This is a genomic window from Nonomuraea sp. NPDC001699 (genome assembly GCF_053596455.1).
In genome coordinates this window covers 730,601-749,530 of sequence record NZ_JBSFGF010000001.1, presented here as the reverse complement: position 1 = coordinate 749,530, position 18,930 = coordinate 730,601, and the positions used below count along the sequence as shown (strand labels likewise).

The window sequence follows — 18,930 nt, the reverse complement described above, 5'->3', positions numbered from 1 at the left end:
GGGTGACAATGGTTTTCATTCCCTGGCTTCCGGGTCGATTCCGAGGACGGTCCGGCCGCCGTCCACGGGGATCGTCGCCCCGTTGACGAAGGAGGCGTCCGGCGAGAGCAGGTGCGCCACGACCGAGGCCACCTCGTCCGGGTGGGCGACCCGGCCCAGGGGGTGCACCCTGGCCATCTCGCGCTCGACGTCCACGACCTCGTCCGCGCTCCTGGAGGCCAGGAAGTCCTCGTAGCGTTCGGTGGCCACCGAACCCGGCGCGACGGCGTTGACCCTGATGCCGTACCGCCCGTACTCGACGGCCAGCGACCTGGTCAGGCCCTCGGTCGCGGCCTTCGCCGTGGCGTAGGGCAGGCTGCCGGGCACCGCCCTCGTGGCCTGGTGCGAGGTGACGTTGACGATCGCCCCGGGCGTGCCCGCCGCCAGGAACCGCCGGACGGCCACCGCGCAGCCCACCAGCGCCAGGTCCAGGTTGGCCGCGACCAGCTCCCTGACCTCGGCGATCGGGGCGTCGTGCACGGAGGCGTCACGGAAGATCGCCGCGTTGTTGACCCAGCCCGCCAGCGTGCCGGCCTCCTGGGCCCGGTCGGCGGCCCAGGCGGCCAGCTCCTCGTCGGCCGCGTCGCCCACCACGGGGATGACGCGGGGGCCCGTCCAGGACAGCGAGCCGCCGTCGCGGTCGATGACGACGACGGTGTCCTTCTCCCCCAGGAGCCGCTGGACCACGGCCTTCCCGATGCCACGCCCGCCGCCGGTCACCACGTAGGAAAGACTCATGCGTCCGACGCTACTCGGTCCCGGAGTGACCCTTGTCACCGTATTTCCGGCTGGTGAACGGGAACGAACCAGTGCGTGATCGCCGTACCCGGTCCGAGGTCGCCGGCTTTCGTGGTCGGGGCGCTCGCGATCACGCAGACGGCCGGCTACGGCGTGCTCTACTACGCGTTCTCGGTGCTCATCCCGCCGATGGCCCGCGACCTGCGGACCGGGGTCGCCCAGCTCACCGGGGCGATCACGGTGGCGGTGCTGGTGTCCGCCCTGTTCGCGCCGCTCGTCGGACGCCGGCTCGACCGGCACGGCGGTCGCGCGCTGATGACGGCCGGGTCCCTGCTGGGCGGGCTCGCGGTGCTCGCGTGGTCGCAGGTGCGCACGGTGACGCAGCTCTACCTGGTGTGCGCGGTGCTCGGGGCCGCCTCCGCCATGGTGCTCTACGAGGCCGCCTTCGCGGTGATCGTCGCCTGGTTCGACGCGGCCCGGCGGGCGCGCGCGCTGCTGGCCGTGACGGTGGTGGCCGGGTTCGCCTCCAGCATCTTCCTGCCGCTGACGGGCCTCCTCGTGGACCGGTACGGATGGCGGCGGGCGCTGATCGTCCTGGCCGCCGGGTACGCGCTGACGGCCGTGCCGCTGCACGCTCTCGCCCTTCGGGGGCGGCGGGCGTCCGCGCCGCGGGCCCGGCGGCGCGAGATCGTCGGCTCCGCGCTGCGCGAACGGCCGTTCTGGCTGCTCGTGGCCGCCTTCCTGGCCCAGACGGGGGCGGTGGCGGTCATGGGGGTGCTGCTGGTGACGTACCTGATCGCGCTCGGGCATCCGCCGGTGTTCGCGGCGAGCGTGGCCGGGCTGCTCGGCGTGCTGTCGGTGACCGGGCGGCTGGTGACGACGGGGCTGCGGAGCCGGTGGCCGGTGGCGCTGGTCACGGCGGCGATGTTCGCCGTCCAGGGGGTGGCCGCGCTGCTGCTGCCGCTGGCGGGCGACAGCGTCGCGGGGGCGGTCGCGGGGGTGGTGCTGTTCGGGCTGGGGTTCGGGGTGGCCACGATCGCCCGTCCCGCGCTGCTGGCCGACCGGTACGGCACGACCGCGTACGCGACGCTGAGCGGCGCGCTCGCGCTGCCCGTCACGGTGGCCAAGGCGGTGGCCCCGCTGCTGTCGGCGGCGGTGGCGCAGATCGCCGGATATCCGGCGGTGATGGCCTCCGTGGCGGCGGCGTGCGTGCTCGGAGCGCTCTCGCTGGTGGCCTACGATCGGTACGGGCGGGCGCCGGAGCAGGAGGCCGCGCTGCCCGCCGAGCCGGCCTGAGACCCGCGGTCCGCCGTCGGCGGAACTGACGGAACGTCGATCGACGACCACGTAAGGTAGCCGCATGGATACCCCCACCGAGGTTCTCCACCGCGTCTTCGGTTACGACTCGTTCAGGGCGGGTCAGCAGGAGATCATCGACCATGTCGTCGGCGGCGGCGACGCGCTGGTGCTCATGCCCACCGGCGGCGGCAAGTCCCTGTGCTACCAGATCCCGGCCCTCGTGCGCCCCGGGGTGGGGGTCGTCGTCTCGCCGCTCATCGCGCTCATGCAGGACCAGGTCGACGCGCTGCGCGCGCTCGGCGTGCGGGCCGGTTTCCTCAACTCCACCCAAGACTTCGACGAGCGCCAGCTCGTGGAGGCCGAGTTCCTGGCCGGCGAGCTCGACCTGCTCTACCTCGCGCCCGAGCGGCTGCGCGTCGAGGCCACGATGCGGCTGCTGGCCAAGGGCGAGATCTCGATGTTCGCCATCGACGAGGCCCACTGCGTGTCGCAGTGGGGCCACGACTTCCGCCCCGACTACCTGGCCCTGTCGGAGCTGCGCGAGCGCTGGCCGCAGGTGCCGCGCATCGCGCTGACCGCCACCGCCACCCCGGCCACCCACGCCGAGATCTCCACCCGGCTCGGCCTCGACGAGGCCCGCCATTTCGTGGCCGGCTTCGACCGGCCCAACATCCACTACCGCATCACGTCCAAGAGCGATCCCAAGCGGCAGCTCCTCGACTTCCTGCGCACCGAGCACCCGGGCGACTCCGGCATCGTCTACTGTCTGTCGCGCTCGTCGGTGGAGAAGATCGCCGCGTTCCTGGCCGATCACGGCATCGCGGCGGTGCCGTACCACGCGGGGCTCGACGCCCGCACCCGCGCCGCCCACCAGTCCCGCTTCCTGCGCGAGGACGGGCTGATCGTGGTGGCCACCATCGCGTTCGGCATGGGCATCGACAAGCCCGACGTGCGGTTCGTCGCCCACCTCGACCTGCCCAAGTCGGTCGAGGGCTACTACCAGGAGACCGGCCGGGCCGGGCGCGACGGCCTGCCCGCGACCGCCTGGATGGCCTACGGCCTCCAGGACGTCGTCCAGCACCGGCGCATGGCCCTGGAGGGCGACGACGCCCACCGCCGCCGCCAGGTCCTCCACCTCGACGCCATGCTGGCGCTGTGCGAGACGGCCGGCTGCCGCCGGGTCATGCTGCTCGACTACTTCGGGCAGAAGGGCGCCGAGCCCTGCGGCAACTGCGACACCTGCCAGAGCCCGCCCGAGTCCTGGGACGGCACGATCGCCGCCCAGAAGGTCTTGTCCACCGTGCTCCGGCTCAAGCGGGAGCGCGGCCAGAAGTTCGGCGTCGGCCAGGTGGTCGACATCCTGCTCGGCAAGAAGACGGCCAAGGTGCTCCAGCACGGCCACGACTCACTGACCGTGTTCGGCGTGGGCACCGACCTGGGCAACGCCGAGTGGCACGGCGTGGCGCGGCAACTGCTGGCCCAGGGCCTGCTCGCGGTGGAGTCCGACCACGGCACGCTGGTGCTCACCGATGCCAGCGCCGACGTGCTGCGCGGGCAGCGGGAGGTGCCGCTGCGCCGGGAGACCGCCCGTCCGGCGTCCCGGGCGTCCAGGTCGTCCGGGGCGTCCGGGGCGAAGGGGCAGCCGGTCGCCGAGCTTTCCGCCGAGGCGGCGCCGCTGTTCGAGCGGCTGCGGGCCTGGCGGGGCGCCGTCGCCAAGGAACAGGGCGTGCCCGCGTACGTCATCTTCCACGACGCCACGCTGCGGGAGATCGCCACGTCGGCGCCGTCCTCACTGGCGGAGCTGAGCCGGGTCAACGGGGTCGGGGAGAACAAACTCGCCAAATACGGTGACCAGGTTCTGGAGGTCGTCGGGGCGGCGGCCGCCGAAGACGCCTGACACCGTTTCCGCCTCCGGCCTCCGTGGAGGTGCGGTTCGGGGTGATGGCGACGGCCGCACGAAGAACGGTCGTCGCCATCACGTGGGCCGGCCCGGTCGAGGTGTCTGGCCCGCGACCGGCCGGACGGCTGTCGGGCCCCGTGTCCCTCTTTGATCGTACGGGGTGCCGCCACCGAGTGGGGGGCCGGTCATGCCGTCAGTTCGGGGCGCGGCCGAGGTAGGCGAGGAGGTGTTCCTGGGCGGTGGCCAGCGGGGGCGGCCGGAGCCGGGCGGCGAAGCGGAACGGGCGGTCCTCGTCGGTGACGAACAGGTGGGCCAGGTCCAGCAGTTCTTCCGCCAGGGCGTGCGGGATCGGGCGGTGTTCGCCGCAGGCTCGCGCGATGTCCCAGCCGTGCACGGTGATCTCGATGGCGCCCGCCGCGGCGACCATCGGCGTCGTCATCGGCACGTTCCCCACGGAGATCATCTCGGCCTGGATCGTACCCGTCCAGGTGCCGAGCACTTCGGTCGCGCCGTCCCTGAGCAGCAGGGCCGGGTTGCCGGGCGCGGGGCCGCCGACGGTGACGGGCCTGCGGGCGGGGGCGATGTGGCCCAGCGCGGCCTCGTTCAGGGCCTCGAAGGAGTCGTGCATGTGGTCCAGGAGCGCCTGGAGGCTCCAGCGGGAGCACGGGGTGGGGCGGCACAGCACGTGGGGGCTGACTATGCGGAGGCTGCCCAAGGTGTAGTCGATGGCCCGCTCAAGCAGCGCCACCCCTGCCGTCAATGCCCGTGCCCGTTCGTTCATGTCGCCTCCTCGGTCCATGCAGACCTTGGGGATGGCGGAAAATCATCGGCCGTCGAGGCCGGGAGCCGAGGGCCGGGAGCGCCGGGAGCCGCGGGCCTTCCGGTGCTTGGGGCTCAGGTGGCTCTTGGATGGGATGTGGGTGGCGCTTGTTTCGCTGGAACCTTTGGGCGGGTGGCGGGGTATGTGAGGGCATGAGGAAGATAGCGACGTTTTCGGTGGTGGCGCTCCTGCTGGCGAGCGGGTGTGCGGGATGCGGTGGTTCCGGAGGGTCGCCAGTCGCGAGTGGTGGTGGCGTTGGGGCTCTGTCCGGGGGCGAGGGGAGCTCATCCCCGGGGCTCACCCCGAGCGGGAGCACGCCGAGCGGGAGTGGAAGCCCGGAGACGGGTGGGCGGCCGGACGGAGGGCCGAGCCCGGAGACGGGTGGGCGGCCGGACGGAGGGCCGAGCCCGGAGACGGGTGGGCGGCCGAGCGGGGGGCCGAGTCTGAAGGTTGGTGGGAAGCCGGGGTCTAAGGGGGGCGGCGGCGGGGGTTGTGCGGAGACGCCTGTGGTGGAAGGGGAGGGGTTTCCGGAGGTGCGGGGGGTGTCGGGGGATGTCGAGGTGTGGGGGTTGTTGTTCGTGTCCGGGGTGCCGCTGCCGCGGGGCGAGACCGTCAAGATCGTGTGGCGGATGACCGGCGAGGGGCCGCTGACGGTCAAGGCGGCCCTTCCCGACGGCACCGCCGCCCGGCTCGCCTGGGGGCCCGAGGAGCACGGCGGGTCGACCTGGCACCGGCCGGGGGACGAATGGGGCACCGGGCTCGTCTTCCCCGAACGCGGCTGCTGGAGGATCGACCTCAGCCGCACCCACGGCACAGCCCACCTCTGGCTACCGGTCGCCTGACACACGACCGCCGAAACACCGTGCACGTGGACCCGACCACCGAAACACCGGCCGCGTCGCCTCCGCCCCCCGGAACTCCGGTCGCACGACAACCGGCCACTGACGCGTCGGCCACGCAGCAACCGTCCACCGAAATACGGATCGCACAGCACCCGGCCACCGACACGCTGGTCGCGTGGCGCCGGGTCAGTGGGGGTTCAGTGCGCGGTCCACGAATGCTTCGACGTCGGCGAGCACCTCGTTCTTGTTGGTTTCGTTGAACACCTCGTGACGGGCTCCGGCGTAGATCCGCTCGGTCAGGTCGCTGCCCTTGACCGCCTCCACCCCGGCCCGGCTCCCGGCCAGCGGTACGAGCTGGTCGTCGTCGCCGTGCACCCACAGCGTGGGCAGGTCGCCGAACGTGCCGCCCTTGGCGATCGTGTCCAGCATCGCGGCGAACGCCTCCACCGTGGCCCGCTTGAACGGCCCGTGCCAGACCAGCGGGTCTTCCGCGTACGCCGCCCCCACGGACGGGTCGCGGGAGAGCGTGGCCGGGTCGATGGGGACGTCGGGCAGCTCGTCGAGCGCCATCAGCGCCGGGATGACCTCCCACTCGCCGATCACCGGCCCCGACAGCACCAGCGCGGTCAGGCCCTCGGCGTAGCGCTGGGCGTACCGGGCGGCGATCATGCCGCCCATCGAGTGGCCGATCACCACGACCGGGACGCCGGGATGGTCGGCCCTGGCGCGTTCCTCGACGGCGTGCACGTCGGTGACGACGTCCTCGAAGTCCTCGACGAGCACGCGTTCGCCCGCCGACCTGCCGTGGCCCATGTGATCGAGTCCGTAGACGGCCGCGCCGTGCCGGACGAGGCGGTCGGCGACGTGTTCGTAGCGGCCGATGTGCTCGCCGTACCCGTGGACCAGGAGGGCGAGGTAGCGGGGCCGGGCGTGCGGCCATTCGCGGACGACGTTCGGCCCCCGCGTCCCGGTGAAGGTGTGCTCTCGCGATCCGGCCATGAACTTCCTCTCCTCCAGCCACGACGTCCGAAAACCGCTGACTTCCGCGGACGCTCCGGTGTTGTAGAGACTATGGACATCCACAACATCATCGACAGCCCGCTGGGCGAGATTCTGCTCGCCGGCGACGGCGAGGGGCGTCTGACCCGCGTGTCGTTCGACGTGGGCGCGCCGCCCGGACGCCGGGAGCCGGCCGCGTTCAGGGAGGCGGAGCGGCAGCTCGGCGAGTACTTCGCGGGCGAGCGTACCGTCTTCGACCTGCCCCTGGCCGCCCACGGGACGGCGTTCCAGCAGCAGGTGTGGGAGCAGGTGGCGGCGCTGCCGTACGGGACCACCGTGAGCTACGGCGAGCTGACCGCCCGCGCGAGCGCGGCACGGGACCGCATCCGCGCGGTCGGCGCGGCGATCGGCGCGAACCCGCTGCTCGTCGTGGTCCCCTGCCACCGGGTGGTCGCCGCGGACGGCGCGCTGACCGGCTACGCGGGCGGCCTGGAACGCAAGTGCGACCTGCTCACCCTCGAAGGCGTGCTCCAGCCGCAGCTGTGGAGCGTGCTGCCATGACGGGGTTCCCGCAGGTCGAAGGGGCCGACTGGAAGCGGCTGGCCGGGGAGCTCGACGCCCACGGCTGCGCGCTGACGCCGCAGCTGCTCTCGCCGGCGGAGTGCGCGGAGATCTCCGCCCTGTACGACGAGCCGGGCCGGTTCCGCGCCACCATCGACATGGCGCGCCACCGGTTCGGCTCCGGCCAGTACCGGTACTTCCGCCGGCCGTTCCCGCCGCTGGTCGAGGCGTTGCGGGCGGCGTTCTATCCCCGGCTGTTGCCGATCGCCCGCGACTGGGCGGCCCGGCTCGGCCAGCCGGCGCCCTGGCCGGACGACTTCGGCGAGTGGCTGGACATGTGCCACGCGGCGGGACAGACCAGGCCGACCCCGATCCTGCTGCGTTACCGCGAGAACGACTGGAACGCCCTCCACCGCGACCTGTACGGCGACCTCGTGTTCCCGCTCCAGGTCGTGATCGGCCTCGACCGGCCCGGCGAGGACTACACCGGGGGCGAGTTCCTGCTGGTGGAGCAGCGGCCGCGGGCTCAGTCGCGGGGCACGGTGACCGTCCTGCCGCAGGGTCACGGGCTGATCTTCACCACCCGCGACCGGCCGGTGCGCTCCTCGCGCGGCTGGTCGGCCTCGCCGGTGCGGCACGGGGTCAGCACGGTGCGTTCCGGGCTGCGGCACACCCTCGGCCTCGTCCTGCACGACGCGACATGACGGGCGAGCCGATCGCCGAGTTGGAGGGGGTGCTCGCGCTGGTACGGGCCCAGCGTCCGAGGGCGGCGGCGGTCGTGATCGGCCACGGCCGGGACGGCGTCCACCTGGCCGAGGCGTTCGCGGACGCCTGGGAGGGGACGGTGCTCGCGGTGGTCGCCTGGCCGGAGACGGCGGCGTCGTGGTTGCGTCAGGCCAGGCGGTTCACGGCGGGAGCCCCCGACGCCTGGGTGGTCGCGGGCACGCCGGCGGGATGGGCCGGGATGAGCGGGCGCCTGCGCCGCAGCACCGACTGGGACCCGAACCGGACGTACGGTTTCGCGGCCACGGCCCGCGCGGTCGCCCTGGCCGCCCCTGGGACACTGGAAGGCATGCGCGGAGCCGACACCGACGGCACACCATGGCGAATAGGACGAAACCTGATATATCGGGAAGAATTGTGATCCCTTTGCCCATGCGGGAGATCGCCCCCGGCGCGGTGCACGTCCCCGGCTGGCTGTCCCTCCGCGAGCAGCAGGACCTGGTGCGCGCCTGCCACGCCTGGGCCGCCGGCCCGGTGCCGATCCGGCACACCGTGCTGCCCGGAGGCGGCGTGATGTCGGTGCGGACGGTGTGCGTCGGCTGGCACTGGCAGCCGTACCGGTACACGCGGCTGGCCCACGACGTGAACGGGCAGCGGGTGGCCGCGTTCCCCGGCTGGCTCGGCGACCTCGGCCGCCGCGCGATCGCCGACGCCTACGGCCGCCCGGACGACGGCTACGAACCGGACACCGCGCTGGTCAACTTCTACGACGGCCAGGCCAGGATGGGCATGCACCAGGACAAGGACGAACGCTCCGACGCCCCGGTGGTGTCCCTGAGCGTCGGCGACACGTGCCTGTTCCGCTTCGGCAACACCGAGACGCGCGGGAAGCCGTACACGGACGTCGAGCTGGCCTCGGGTGACCTGTTCGTGTTCGGCGGCGCGTCCCGGTTCGCCTATCACGGCGTGCCGAAGGTCCATCCGGGCACCGGCGACCCCGCCACGGGCCTGGCCGCCGGACGCCTCAACGTCACGATGCGGGTGACTGGTCTTCGATGAAGTAGTCGAACTGGTCGTCGGTGAGGGTGCGGCGCAGGATGCGCAGGACCTTGCCGGGGTCGTCGTGCGGGCCCGGCACGTAGAAGGGCTTGCCCTCGCGGCCGAAGGTGATGGCCGAGCCGCCCTCCCACTTGCCCAGCAGGTCGCTGACCGGCGAGAAGTCCTCGTGGGGCTCGAAGCCGAGCGTGCGCGCGTAGTCCATCGAGCCGAAGACCAGGTTCTGGGCCAGCTCGATCGGCACCTCCTGGTAGCCCGCGTACTCGCCGAAGAAGTACTCGCGGAACCTGCGCAGGTCGCGGTCGTCGAGCACGTCGGGGCCGATGGTGTTCTTCACGCCGAGGCAGTAGACGTCGGCGAGGTAGCCGCAGACGGTCATCCGGTCCCAGGTGTGACGCCGGGCGACCAGCACGCACACCATGCCGCCCGCGCCGGACTCCGGGGCCTCGTCGGTCCAGCCCTTGGACGGGTCGACGCCCAGCCCGGCGCTCCAGCCGACGTTCGTCCAGCAGCCGACCACCTCGGCCTCGCCGGTCGTCACGTTCTCGGCGGCGATGGCGCGCACGAGGGGCGCGACGACCGACGGCGACACCTTGAGCGCCCGGGCGATCTCCTTGGGGGACCTGCCCTGGGCGCGCAGCTCGCGTACCTGATCCTTCAACTCCACACGCGGCAGCCTAGCGCCCGGCGTCCCGTCAGGCCGACAGGCGGCGGGCGAGCCACGCCAGGGCGAGGGGATAGCGGTACTCGATCGCGCCGTGCCCGGCGTCGAAGAGCTCGAAGTAGACCCGCTCGTCCGGTACGCCCGCCGCCTCCAGCGCGCGGCGGAACGCCGTGGCCCCGAAGTCCAGGTAGTACTCGTCGCGGCTGCCGGCGTCCACCCAGATCGCCCGCATCGAGCGCAGCGCCTCGGCGTAGCGGGGCTCGGCGGCCATGACCACCGGGTCGCGGGCCAGCCAGCGGCTCCACACCTCGGGGATCACCGCCCCGGTGTCGTCGAACGGGACGTGTACGGTGCCGTCGTCGTCGGCCGAGTAGGCCGCGGAGTAGGCGTACATCTCCAGGAGCTCGAAGTCGCCCTCCCTGGTGCCGGCCAGACGGCCGCGGAAGTCGGCGAGGAACGTGTCGTAGGAGCCGTCGTACATGTCGCGCAACCTGCGGGCCAGGCCCGGGAACGCGTTCCTGTTGCCGACCTCGAACAGGGCGTCGCCGGCGTGCGTGGCGAGCGCGCCGAACACGTCGGGGGCCAGCATCGCGGTGACCATGGCCCCGTAGCCGCCGCTCGACTTGCCGGTGACGGCACGGTGGTCGCGGTCGGCGATCGTCCGGTAGCGGGCGTCCACCCACGGGACGACCTCGTCGCGCAGGTAGGAGTGGTAGCGGCCGGTGCCGGGCGAGTCGAGGTACTGGCTGCCGCCGAGCGCGGTCCAGGCGTCGACGTAGACGACGATCGCGGGCGGCGCCTGCCCGGCGGCGAACACGGCGTCGGCCAGCTCAGGGTACGGCTGACGGAACGGCGTCCGGTTGAGCCACATGCCGACGTGCCCGGTGTAACCGAGCAGCACGTAGACGGAGGGGTAGCGGCGGTCGGGTTCGGAGTCGTAGCCGGGCGGCACGTACACCAGGAGTGGCCGTTCGTGCGGGTCGCCCAGGGGGTTGCCGCGCAGCAGGGCGCTGTCGACGACGTGGTGGTCGAGGCGTCCGGCCAGTTCGGCGGACCAGGGCAGCATGAATTCTCCTTCGGTTCAGCCGACCGACTCAGCCGACCGACGGGGTCACGGTGTCCACGTGCTTCTGGGAGACCGAACGCCCCGACACCAGGACGAGTTCGAGCGCGCGCAGGTCGGCCAGCCGGTCGAGCGGGTTGCCGCGGACCGCGATGACGTCGGCGCGCTTGCCGGCCTCCAGGCTGCCGGTCTCGGCCCCGGCCCCGCACGCGTCGGCGGCGCGTACGGTGGCCAGCTCGATGATCTCGGCGTTGCCGAACCCGGCCTCGGCGAAGACCTCCAGCCCCGACACGTAGTCGTCGGTGCGCTTGTCGAGCCCGGCGATGGCGAACCCGGTGTCGGTGCCGGCGACGAGCCTGATCCCGGCCTCGCGCATGGCGGCCAGGTTGCCCAGCCAGCGGTCCATCGGCTCGGCGCCGACGAGCGCGCGCAGGTTCCAGAACTGCCCGTGGACGGTGGGGCACACGTACGTGCCGCTCTCGGCGATGCGGTCGGCCAGCCGCGCGTCGTAGGCCGGGCCCGCCGGGGTGTGGAACGTGCAGTGCTCGATCGTGGTGACCCCGGCCTCCAGCGCGTTCCGGATCGACTCGGGGGCGTGGGCGTGGGCCGCGACGGTCCTGCCGCGCGTCGCCGCCTCCTCCACCGCGGCCCTGATCAGCGCGGCCGGGTACTGGGCCCGCCAGCTCGGCACCGAGCCGGGCGACATCTCGCCTCCCGAGGCCATCACCTTGAGGCAGTCGGCGCCGGCCCGCAGGTTCTCCCTGGCCACCCGTCGGACGGACGGCTCGTCGTCGGCCTCGCCGCCCATGTACCAGCAGTGGCCGCCGGTGACCGTGATCGGCCGGGTCGCGGCGATCAGGTGCGGGCCGACGGCGAGGCCGCCCTCGATCGCGTCGCGCAGGGTGAGGTCGAGGAAGCCGCGTCCGCCCAGGTCGCGGGCGGTGGTGACGCCGGCGGAGACGAGCTTGCGGGCGTTCTCGGCCATGCGCAGCAGCAGGTGGCCGTCGCTCACGGCGCTGCGGCCGGTCACCGGGTCGACAGTGCCGTCGAAGCCGAGGTGCACGTGCGCGTCGACCAGGCCGGGTAGGAGGGTGTGGCCGGGCAGGTCGAGCGTCTCGGGGGCGTCGCCCGCGCTGCCGCGGGGGCCCACAGACAGGATGCGCGAGCCGTCGATCAGCACCTCGCCGTCCGTGATGACCTCTCCGGGACGCCCGGTGAGCACCGTGCCGGCACGGATGATCCGCATGTCCTCCACCCTGTCACACACCCTGGACGCCGCCCACCCCACGCCGCTCCGACCGCGCTCGCGTGCGGGGCGAAGGGGTCCGGTGTGGGCCCGCGCCGGAACCCTTCTGATAGGAAGGTTTCCTTATTAGGGCATGATGGCCGTCCATGTGGACGCGCGACTTCGTGCTCTTCTTCACCGCCCGCACGGTGTCGATGCTCGGCTCGGCGATGATGCCGGTGGCCACCGCGCTCGGCATGCACGACGCCGGTTACGGCGCGACCGGCGTCGGCCTGGCGCTGGCCGCCTGGATGGTGCCGATGGCCGGGCTCATCCTGTTCGGCGGCGTGCTCATGGACCGTTTCACCCCCCGCCGCATGATGGTCGGCGCCGACCTCACCAGGACGGCGACGCAGGCCGGCATGGCGGTCCTGTTCGGGCTGGGCCGGCCGGAGTTGTGGCAGGTCCTGGCGCTGTCGGCGGCGGCAGGGGCGGCGGCCGCCATGTACACGCCGGGCGTCGCGGGCACGATCTCGCGGATCGCGTCCGACGTGCAGCGGGCCAACGCCACCCTGCGCATGTCCGAGGCGATCATGCAGTTGCTCGGGCCGGGCCTGGCCGGCGCGCTGGTCGGGCTGGCCGGGGTGGGCGTGGTGTTCGCCGCCGACTCGGCCGGGTTCGCCGTCAGCGCGGCCTGCCTGCTGCTCATGCGGGTGCGGGTGGCCGGCTCGGGTGAGGAGCCGGTGCTCGTGCGGCTGCGGGAGGGGTGGCGGGAGTTCCGGTCCCGGACGTGGATGTGGAGCGTCATCATGATCTGGGTGGTCTTCGGGATCACCCTGTTCGGGCCGCTGATCCCGCTGGGCTCGGTGATCGTGACCGACGCGTTCGGGGAGACCGCGTACGGGCTGGTCATGTCGGCGAGCGGGGCGGGCACGATCGTGGGCGGGCTGGTGGCGCTGCGGATCAGGCCGGCCAGGCCGCTGGCGGCGGGCGGCGTCGGCATGTTCCTGTTCGCGCTGGAGCCGCTGAGCTTCGCGGCCGGCGTGCCGCTCGGCGTGATCATGGCCTGTCACGTGCTGGGCGGGGCCGGATGGGCGTTCTGGTCGGTGATGTGGGCGACGAGCGTGCAGACGCTGGTGCCGGCTGAGGCGCTGAACCGGGTCAGCGCGTACGAGATCGGCGGCTCGACCATGTCGCTCCCGATCGGGCAGGCGCTGGCCGGGCCGGTGGCCGCCCTCGTGGGCTCCCGCGAGGTGCTGGCCTTCTCCGCGCTGGTCGCGGTCGCCGGCTGCCTGGTTCTGCTGTCCGTACGGCCGGTGCGGCAGATCACCGTAAGGCCGTGAGAAGAGGACCGTAAGGCCGCCCGCGCATCGTGGAGACATGACAACGACGCAGACCGCACAGTACGAGATCGTCCGCACCTTCGACGCCCCCCGCGAGGACGTCTACGCCGCCTGGACCGAGCCCGAGCGCTTCTCGCGCTGGTTCGGCCCCCGCATGCTGACCACGCCGGTCGGCCGGATCACCCTGGACGCCCGCCCCGGCGGCCGGTGGCGTGCGACGCTCGTCGGCGAGGACGGGTTCGAGGCCACGCTGGAGGGCTCCTACCGCGAGGTGCAGGCGCCCGCGCGGCTGGTGTTCACGACCGGCGACCCCGACAACCCCGGCGACGGCCCCGCCTCCGTGGTGACGCTCGACCTGCTCGACCGGGACGGCGGCACCGAGATGCGCTTCCACCAGTTCGGCGTCAACACCGACCAGGCCCACGCCGACCAGGCCAGGGCCGGCTGGGACGAGTTCTTCGACCGCCTGGCCGAGCATGTCGGGCGCTGACCGTCAGAACAGCCCCAGGGCGTCGTCCAGCTTGTACGTGCCGCCCCGCTCGTACGCCTCGGCGAAGGCCCGCTCACCGAGCGCGTCGCGGACCCGGGCCGTGACGCGCTCGTCCTCCTCGCGTTCGGAGGCGGTCGCCGGGGTCTGGATCTGCTCGCGGATCGCGGCGGCCAGGCCCAGCAGCACCGCCGCCGGCTCGGTCGGCCCGGCCGCCGACGCCGCGCCCGCGACGCACGCCGCCGCCGTGCGCGGGTCGCCGATCCTGACCGCCGCGGCCAGCGCCTCCCGGTGCAGTTCCATGGCCGCGGCCAGGTCGCCGCGCAGCTCGGTGACGTGGCCCAGCTCTACCAGCAGGTCGGGCAGGTGCAGCGGGGGCTCGACGCCGGGGTCGCGCGGCAGGCCCTCCAGCAGGTGGTGCAGGTGCGACTCGGCCAGGTCGAGCAGCCCTGCGCGGCGCGCGGCGAACGCCAGGCCCATCTCGGCCATCGTCTCGCCCATCTTGTAGCCCTGGCCGAGCGCCAGCTTCATCGCCCGTCCGCACAGCTCCATGGCCTGGTCGTACGCGCCGCTGTGCAGCGCCGTCCAGCCCAGCCAGGCGATGCGCCCGGCCACCTCGGGCCACAGGCCGAGCTCCTCGGCCATGCCCAGCCCCTCGGCGAACAGCCGGCGCGCCCGCTCGTGGTCGCCGGCCATCTCGGCCGCGCCCGCCAGCCACTCGGTGGCCTGCAACATGCCCCAGCGGTCGCCCAGCTCGCCGAACAGCCGCGCGCTCTCCCCCGCGTCGCGCTCCAGCGCCTCGGTGTCCCGCGTGGTGAACGCGTCCCGCGCCTGCCTGGCCAGCGCGACCGCGACGCCCCACGTGTCGCCGAGCTCGCGGCAGGTCGCCAGCGCCCGTCCGGTCAGCTCCTGGCCGGTGACCATGTCGGGCACGCCCATGCCGACGAACAGCTCGGCCCTCGCGCGCTCGCCCGGGTCGGCGATCCGGTCGATCAGCGGCTCCCACGCGACCTGCTCGCCCAGGATGAGCGCGAACCCGGCGTGCCAGGCCGCGGCCCGCTGCCGGGCCGGGCCGTCCGGACCTTCGACGGCCAGCGCCGCGCCCAGCGAGCGCCTGCCCTCGGCCAGCCGGCCGCGCAGGAACCAGTACCAGGCCAGCGCGTTGACCAGGCGCGCGGCGGCGTCGGCGGCCCCCTCGGCGAGCGCGGTGTCGAGCGCGGCCCGCATGTTGGCCGACTCGGCGTCCAGGCGCAGCAGGCGGTCCCGCTGCTCGCCGCCGTACAGGCCGGGTTCGGACTCGATCGCCAGGTCCAGGTAGTGGCGCAGGTGCGCGCGGCGGACGCCGGCCAGCTCACCGGCGTCGGCGAGACGGCCTGCGCAGTACTCTGACACCGACTCCAGCAGCCGGTACCTGACCCCGGTCGTGCCCTCGGCGACGACCACGAGCGAGCGGTCGACCAGCCGGGCCAGCAGGTCCAGCACGTCGAGGCCCGGCTCGGCGCACACCGCCTCGGCCGACTCCAGGGTGCAGCCGTCGGCGTGCACGGCCAGGCGGCGCAGCACCACCCGCTCCTCGTCCGACAGCAGGTCCCAGCTCCAGTCGATCACGGCGGTGAGCGTCTGCTGCCGGGCGGGCGCGCCCCGCCGTCCGGACGCCAGCAGCCTGAACCGGTCGTCCAGCCGGTCCACCACGCCCTGGACGCCGAGCGCCCGCACCCGCGTCGCGGCCAGCTCCAGGGCCAGCGGGATGCCGTCGAGCCGCCGGCAGAGCTGGGCCACCGCCTGCGCGTTGCCCGCCTCCAGGGCGAACCCGCGGGCGGAGGCGGCGGCCCTGGCGACGAACAGGCGGACCGCGTCCGAGCGGGCCATCTCGGTCAGGTCCGTGCCCGTAGGCAGGCCGAGCGGCGGGACGCTCCACAACACCTCGCCGTCCACGCCGAGCGGCTCCCGGCTGGTGGCCAGCACGGTCAGCCGCGGCGCGGCGGCCAGCAGCACCTCGGCCAGCTCGGCGACCTGCTCGATCACGTGCTCGCAGTTGTCCAGCACGAGCAGCACGCGCCTCGGCCGCAGCGCCGCGGCCAGCCGCTCGTGGACGTCGCCGCCCGACGGGTCCTCGCGGATGTCCAGCGCCGCCATGATCGCCTCGGCGGGCGAGTGGGTGGCCTGGTCGAGCGCGACCAGCCAGACGCCGTCGGCGAACCCGTCCAGCAGCCGGTGCGCCGCCTCCAGAGCGAGCCTGGTCTTGCCGACGCCGCCGGTGCCGGTCAGCGTGACCAGCCGCTCGGCGGTGACCAGCGAGCAGACCTCGGCCAGCGCCTCGTCCCTGCCGACGAGCCTGCTGACGGACGCGGGCAGGTTCGTCGTGGGCCGCTCGGCGGGCAGGCTCAGCGCCGGGTCCTGGCCCAGGATCGCCTGGTGCAGCGCGACCAGGTCGGGGCCGGGGTCGAGGCCCAGTTCGTCGGCCAGGCGCTCGCGCAGCTCGGCGAAGCCCGCCAGGGCGTCGCTCTGACGTCCGGCCCGGTAGAGGGCGCGCATGTGGGCGGCGCGCAGCCGTTCCCGCAGCGGATGCCGGGCCACCAGGTCGCCCAGCTCGCCCACGAGCAGCCCGTGCTCGCCCAGTTCGAGCCGGGCCTCGGCGCGCTGCTCCAGCGCCGTCAGCCGCTGCTCCTCCAGCCGGACGATGGCCGACCTGGTGTACTCCTCGTCGGCGAAGTCCGCGTACGCCTCCCCCCGCCACAGCGCCAGGGCGTCGGCCAGCAGCCCCGCCCTGGTCCGGGGGCTGTCGGCGGCCTCGGCGCGGGTCAGCAGGTCGGCGAAGCGGGCCGCGTCGAGCGCTCCCGGATCAGTGCGCAGCAGGTAGCCGGGCGCCCGCGAGACCACCAGGTTCTTGCCGCCCGGCTCGGCGTCCTCCAGCGCCTTACGCAACTGCGAGACCCGCACCTGGAGCGCGCCCGCCGGGTTGCCCGGCGGTTCCTCGCCCCACAGGTCGTCGACCAGCCGGTCGGCCGAGACCGGATGGCCCTCGTGGACGAGCAGGTCGGCGAGCAGCGCCCGTACCTTGAGCCCGGGGATCGTCACGGGCTCCCCCGCGTCGGTCCACACGGCCAGCGAGCCCAGCACCCCAAAACGCATGTCCGTCACCTTATGTGCCGCCGTAAGCCGGCGAGAAGCACACCTGAAGCGCCCTCCGGCACCGTGAAGCCATCGAAAAGCGGTGAAGCCCATGGAAGGGGCAAACGACATGAAGACCGGCACCCTCGCGGGACGGCGTGAATGGACCGGACTCGCGGTCCTGGCCTCGGTGGCCCTGCTGCTCTCCATCGACCTGAGCGTGCTCTACCTGGCGCTGCCGCACCTGAGCGCCGGTCTCGGGGCCTCCGCGCCGCAGCAGTTGTGGATCCTGGACATCTACTCGTTCATGCTGGCCGGCTTCCTGGTGACCATGGGGACGCTGGGCGACCTGATCGGGCGGCGCAGGCTGCTGCTGATCGGCTCGGTGGCCTTCGCCGCGGCCTCGGTGGCCGCCGCGTACTCGGTGAACGCGGAGATGCTCATCGTGTCCAGGGCGCTGCTCGGCATCTCGGGGGCGACGCTGCTGCCGTCGTCGCTGGCGCTGATCCGCACGATGTTCACCGACGGCCGGCAGATGGGGACCGCGATCGGCCTCTGGTACGGCTGCTTCATGCTCGGCATGGCGGTCGGCCCGCTGGTGGGCGGGCTGCTGCTGGAGCACTTCTGGTGGGGGTCGGCGTTCCTGATGGGCGTGCCGTTCATGGCGGCGGTGCTGGTCGCCGGACGGCTGCTGCTCCCCGAGTACCGCGACCCGGACGCCGGCCGCCTCGACCTGGCCAGCGTGGCCCTGTCCCTGGCGACCATCCTGCCGGCCGTCTACGGGCTCAAGGAGATCGCGCGCGGCGGCTGGCAGACCGGGCCCGTGGCCGCGCTCGTCGCCGGGACGGCCTTCGGCGTGGTGTTCGTCCGGCGGCAGCGCAAGCTCGCCAACCCGCTGCTGGACCTGCGGCTGTTCGGCAACCGCGCGTTCGCGGCGACGCTGGGGATCATGTCGCTCGGCGGGATCGTCATGGCCGGGACCACGCTCATGACCACCCAGTACCTGCAGACCGTGGAGTCGCTGTCGCCGCTGGGCGCCGGGTTGTGGCTGGTGCCGCAGAACCTGGCCATGATCGTGGCCCTGACGGTCGCGCCGCGGCTCGCCGCCCGGATCGGCACCGCGTACGTGATGGCCGCCGGGCTGGCGCTGGGCGCCGTCGGGCTGTTCCTGCACACCCTGGTCCCGAGCGTCGGCGGGACCGGGCTGGTCGTCACCGGGCTGGTCCTGGCCTCGGCGGGCATCGCGCTGCCGATGGGCGCGGGCAACAGCGTGATCATGACGGCCGCGCCCGCCGAGAAGGCCGGGTCTGCGGCGTCCCTGACCGAGACGAGCGGCGAGTTCGGGGTGGCGCTGGGGGTGGCCGCGCTCGGCAGCCTCGGCACGGCCGTCTACCGTGGCCGGCTCCCCGAGCACCTGCCGGTGGAGGCCGTGCGGGAGAGCATCAGCGCGGCGGTGACCGCCGCCAAGGACCTGCCCGACCTGCTGGACCTGGCGCGGGCGGCGTTCACGGCGGGGCTGAACACGGTGGGGGCGGTGAGCGCGGTGGTCTTCGCGGGGCTGGCCGTCTTCGCCCTCCTCACCCTCCGCGACCACCGCCCGACACCCTGACCGCCCCTCCCCCTCGGACCGCCGGCCCGGCCGGCGGTCCTTCGTGGTTCCGGCGGGTTCCGGCCGTACGCCGGTCAGGTGGACGGCGGCGCCTTGCGGGCCGAGCCGCGGTAGCCGGCCGCGTCGTAGCGGCGCTCGTTGTCCGCCAGCTTGGCCGTCGCCGCCTCCACCAGGTCGACCCCCAGGACGTCGGCCAGCCGGACCAGGTACAGGGTCACGTCGCCCAGCTCGGCACGGACGCGGGCGAGTGTGTCGGCGTCGGGGCTCGCGGACTCCTCGGCGGTCAGCCACTGGAACTCCGCGACCAGTTCCCCGGCCTCCCCCGCCAGCGCCATCGCCAGGTTCTTCGGCGTATGGAACCTCTCCCAGTCACGGGCCCGCGCGAACTCCCGCAGCCGTACGGCCAGCCCCTCCAGCTCCTCGCTCACGCCACCCGACCCTACTGGCCCCG

The 18,930-nt window shown here is 73.5% G+C and carries 18 protein-coding genes; 10 read left to right on the top strand and 8 right to left on the bottom strand.

Translation table 11 applies throughout. The annotated features are described in order from the left end of the window. Window positions 1–15 precede the first annotated feature (15 nt). Window positions 16–777 (bottom strand): SDR family NAD(P)-dependent oxidoreductase, encoded by a 762-nt coding sequence (locus ACWCSU_RS03600; RefSeq protein WP_449933331.1) that lies wholly within the window; start codon window positions 775–777, stop codon window positions 16–18. A 75-nt stretch (window positions 778–852) separates the two neighbouring features. On the opposite strand from ACWCSU_RS03600, the gene ACWCSU_RS03595 reads away from it, so the two are divergent. Both ACWCSU_RS03595 and recQ read left to right on the top strand, forming a co-directional pair. Then, on the top strand, window positions 853–2,073 hold the full coding sequence (locus ACWCSU_RS03595; protein WP_449933329.1) for an MFS transporter: 1,221 nt from the start codon (window positions 853–855) through the stop codon (window positions 2,071–2,073). A gap of 64 nt (window positions 2,074–2,137) precedes the next feature. Beyond that, on the top strand, window positions 2,138–3,973 hold the full coding sequence (recQ, locus tag ACWCSU_RS03590; protein ID WP_449933327.1) for a DNA helicase RecQ: 1,836 nt from the start codon (window positions 2,138–2,140) through the stop codon (window positions 3,971–3,973). Between the two features lie 196 nt (window positions 3,974–4,169). On the opposite strand, the gene ACWCSU_RS03585 is transcribed toward recQ, so the two are convergent. Continuing rightward, a complete protein-coding gene (locus ACWCSU_RS03585) occupies window positions 4,170–4,757 on the bottom strand; it encodes a TIGR03086 family metal-binding protein (RefSeq protein WP_357694907.1) in 588 nt (195 codons plus the stop codon). Window positions 4,758–5,338: 581 nt separating this feature from the next. Here ACWCSU_RS03585 and ACWCSU_RS03580 point away from each other — a divergent pair. Then, window positions 5,339–5,638: a hypothetical protein gene (locus tag ACWCSU_RS03580; RefSeq protein WP_357694905.1), complete on the top strand. Its 300-nt coding sequence runs from the start codon at window positions 5,339–5,341 to the stop codon at window positions 5,636–5,638. 186 nt (window positions 5,639–5,824) lie between these two features. Here ACWCSU_RS03580 and ACWCSU_RS03575 read toward each other — a convergent pair whose 3' ends face one another. Beyond that, entirely contained in the window at window positions 5,825–6,637 is an 813-nt protein-coding gene (locus ACWCSU_RS03575) for an alpha/beta hydrolase (RefSeq protein WP_449933324.1), read from the bottom strand. A 72-nt stretch (window positions 6,638–6,709) separates the two neighbouring features. On the opposite strand from ACWCSU_RS03575, the gene ACWCSU_RS03570 reads away from it, so the two are divergent. From ACWCSU_RS03570 to ACWCSU_RS03555, 4 genes are read left to right on the top strand one after another with little or no spacing between them, the layout of a single operon-like run. Then, complete coding sequence (locus ACWCSU_RS03570; RefSeq protein WP_449933322.1) at window positions 6,710–7,198, top strand: methylated-DNA--[protein]-cysteine S-methyltransferase; 489 nt, start codon at window positions 6,710–6,712, stop codon at window positions 7,196–7,198. Then, window positions 7,195–7,902 carry a 2OG-Fe(II) oxygenase gene (locus ACWCSU_RS03565; RefSeq protein WP_449933320.1) on the top strand — a complete coding sequence of 236 codons (708 nt, stop codon included), beginning with the start codon at window positions 7,195–7,197 and terminating at the stop codon, window positions 7,900–7,902. The genes ACWCSU_RS03570 and ACWCSU_RS03565 overlap by 4 nt, the downstream gene beginning before the upstream one ends. Beyond that, a complete protein-coding gene (locus tag ACWCSU_RS03560; protein WP_449933318.1) occupies window positions 7,899–8,342 on the top strand; it encodes a hypothetical protein in 444 nt (147 codons plus the stop codon). The genes ACWCSU_RS03565 and ACWCSU_RS03560 overlap by 4 nt, the downstream gene beginning before the upstream one ends. Continuing rightward, window positions 8,336–8,980: an alpha-ketoglutarate-dependent dioxygenase AlkB family protein gene (locus ACWCSU_RS03555; RefSeq protein ID WP_449933731.1), complete on the top strand. Its 645-nt coding sequence runs from the start codon at window positions 8,336–8,338 to the stop codon at window positions 8,978–8,980. The genes ACWCSU_RS03560 and ACWCSU_RS03555 overlap by 7 nt, the downstream gene beginning before the upstream one ends. On the opposite strand, the gene ACWCSU_RS03550 is transcribed toward ACWCSU_RS03555, so the two are convergent. Genes ACWCSU_RS03550 through ACWCSU_RS03540 form a run of 3 tightly spaced genes read right to left on the bottom strand, consistent with a single transcriptional unit; the run spans window position 8,952 to window position 11,950 of the window. After that, entirely contained in the window at window positions 8,952–9,644 is a 693-nt protein-coding gene (locus ACWCSU_RS03550; RefSeq protein ID WP_357694893.1) for a helix-turn-helix domain-containing protein, read from the bottom strand. The genes ACWCSU_RS03555 and ACWCSU_RS03550 overlap by 29 nt on opposite strands. 28 nt (window positions 9,645–9,672) lie before the next feature. Then, window positions 9,673–10,707: an alpha/beta hydrolase-fold protein gene (locus ACWCSU_RS03545; protein WP_449933316.1), complete on the bottom strand. Its 1,035-nt coding sequence runs from the start codon at window positions 10,705–10,707 to the stop codon at window positions 9,673–9,675. A gap of 28 nt (window positions 10,708–10,735) precedes the next feature. Further along, window positions 10,736–11,950 carry an amidohydrolase family protein gene (locus ACWCSU_RS03540; protein ID WP_449933314.1) on the bottom strand — a complete coding sequence of 405 codons (1,215 nt, stop codon included), beginning with the start codon at window positions 11,948–11,950 and terminating at the stop codon, window positions 10,736–10,738. A 146-nt stretch (window positions 11,951–12,096) separates the two neighbouring features. On the opposite strand from ACWCSU_RS03540, the gene ACWCSU_RS03535 reads away from it, so the two are divergent. Beyond that, complete coding sequence (locus ACWCSU_RS03535) at window positions 12,097–13,272, top strand: MFS transporter (protein WP_357694887.1); 1,176 nt, start codon at window positions 12,097–12,099, stop codon at window positions 13,270–13,272. A gap of 37 nt (window positions 13,273–13,309) precedes the next feature. Next, the gene (locus ACWCSU_RS03530) at window positions 13,310–13,762 is read left to right on the top strand and encodes an SRPBCC family protein (RefSeq protein ID WP_357694885.1); all 453 of its coding nucleotides are present in this window, start codon (window positions 13,310–13,312) and stop codon (window positions 13,760–13,762) included. Between the two features lie 3 nt (window positions 13,763–13,765). On the opposite strand, the gene ACWCSU_RS03525 is transcribed toward ACWCSU_RS03530, so the two are convergent. Beyond that, complete coding sequence (locus ACWCSU_RS03525; RefSeq protein WP_449933311.1) at window positions 13,766–16,891, bottom strand: BTAD domain-containing putative transcriptional regulator; 3,126 nt, start codon at window positions 16,889–16,891, stop codon at window positions 13,766–13,768. Window positions 16,892–17,000: 109 nt separating this feature from the next. Here ACWCSU_RS03525 and ACWCSU_RS03520 point away from each other — a divergent pair, with 109 nt between their 5' ends. Beyond that, window positions 17,001–18,479 (top strand): MFS transporter, encoded by a 1,479-nt coding sequence (locus tag ACWCSU_RS03520; protein WP_449933309.1) that lies wholly within the window; start codon window positions 17,001–17,003, stop codon window positions 18,477–18,479. Between the two features lie 74 nt (window positions 18,480–18,553). Here the strand turns inward: ACWCSU_RS03520 and ACWCSU_RS03515 are convergent, their stop codons facing one another. Further along, window positions 18,554–18,907 (bottom strand): nucleotide pyrophosphohydrolase, encoded by a 354-nt coding sequence (locus ACWCSU_RS03515; RefSeq protein ID WP_357694879.1) that lies wholly within the window; start codon window positions 18,905–18,907, stop codon window positions 18,554–18,556. Window positions 18,908–18,930: the final 23 nt, after the last annotated feature.

Excerpts from the sequence above, each read along its gene's own strand:
- ACWCSU_RS03575 (WP_449933324.1), bottom strand. The coding sequence starts at position 6,637 with ATGGCCGGATCGCGAGAGCACACCTTCACCGGGACGCGGGGGCCGAAC.
- ACWCSU_RS03525 (WP_449933311.1), bottom strand. The coding sequence starts at position 16,891 with ATGCGTTTTGGGGTGCTGGGCTCGCTGGCCGTGTGGACCGACGCGGGG.
- recQ (WP_449933327.1), top strand. The coding sequence starts at position 2,138 with ATGGATACCCCCACCGAGGTTCTCCACCGCGTCTTCGGTTACGACTCG.
- ACWCSU_RS03560 (WP_449933318.1), top strand. The coding sequence starts at position 7,899 with ATGACGGGCGAGCCGATCGCCGAGTTGGAGGGGGTGCTCGCGCTGGTA.
- ACWCSU_RS03565 (WP_449933320.1), top strand. The coding sequence starts at position 7,195 with ATGACGGGGTTCCCGCAGGTCGAAGGGGCCGACTGGAAGCGGCTGGCC.
- ACWCSU_RS03570 (WP_449933322.1), top strand. The coding sequence starts at position 6,710 with ATGGACATCCACAACATCATCGACAGCCCGCTGGGCGAGATTCTGCTC.
- ACWCSU_RS03530 (WP_357694885.1), top strand. The coding sequence starts at position 13,310 with ATGACAACGACGCAGACCGCACAGTACGAGATCGTCCGCACCTTCGAC.
- ACWCSU_RS03545 (WP_449933316.1), bottom strand. The coding sequence starts at position 10,707 with ATGCTGCCCTGGTCCGCCGAACTGGCCGGACGCCTCGACCACCACGTC.
- ACWCSU_RS03520 (WP_449933309.1), top strand. The coding sequence starts at position 17,001 with ATGAAGACCGGCACCCTCGCGGGACGGCGTGAATGGACCGGACTCGCG.
- ACWCSU_RS03535 (WP_357694887.1), top strand. The coding sequence starts at position 12,097 with ATGTGGACGCGCGACTTCGTGCTCTTCTTCACCGCCCGCACGGTGTCG.
- ACWCSU_RS03540 (WP_449933314.1), bottom strand. The coding sequence starts at position 11,950 with ATGCGGATCATCCGTGCCGGCACGGTGCTCACCGGGCGTCCCGGAGAG.
- ACWCSU_RS03600 (WP_449933331.1), bottom strand. The coding sequence starts at position 777 with ATGAGTCTTTCCTACGTGGTGACCGGCGGCGGGCGTGGCATCGGGAAG.
- ACWCSU_RS03585 (WP_357694907.1), bottom strand. The coding sequence starts at position 4,757 with ATGAACGAACGGGCACGGGCATTGACGGCAGGGGTGGCGCTGCTTGAG.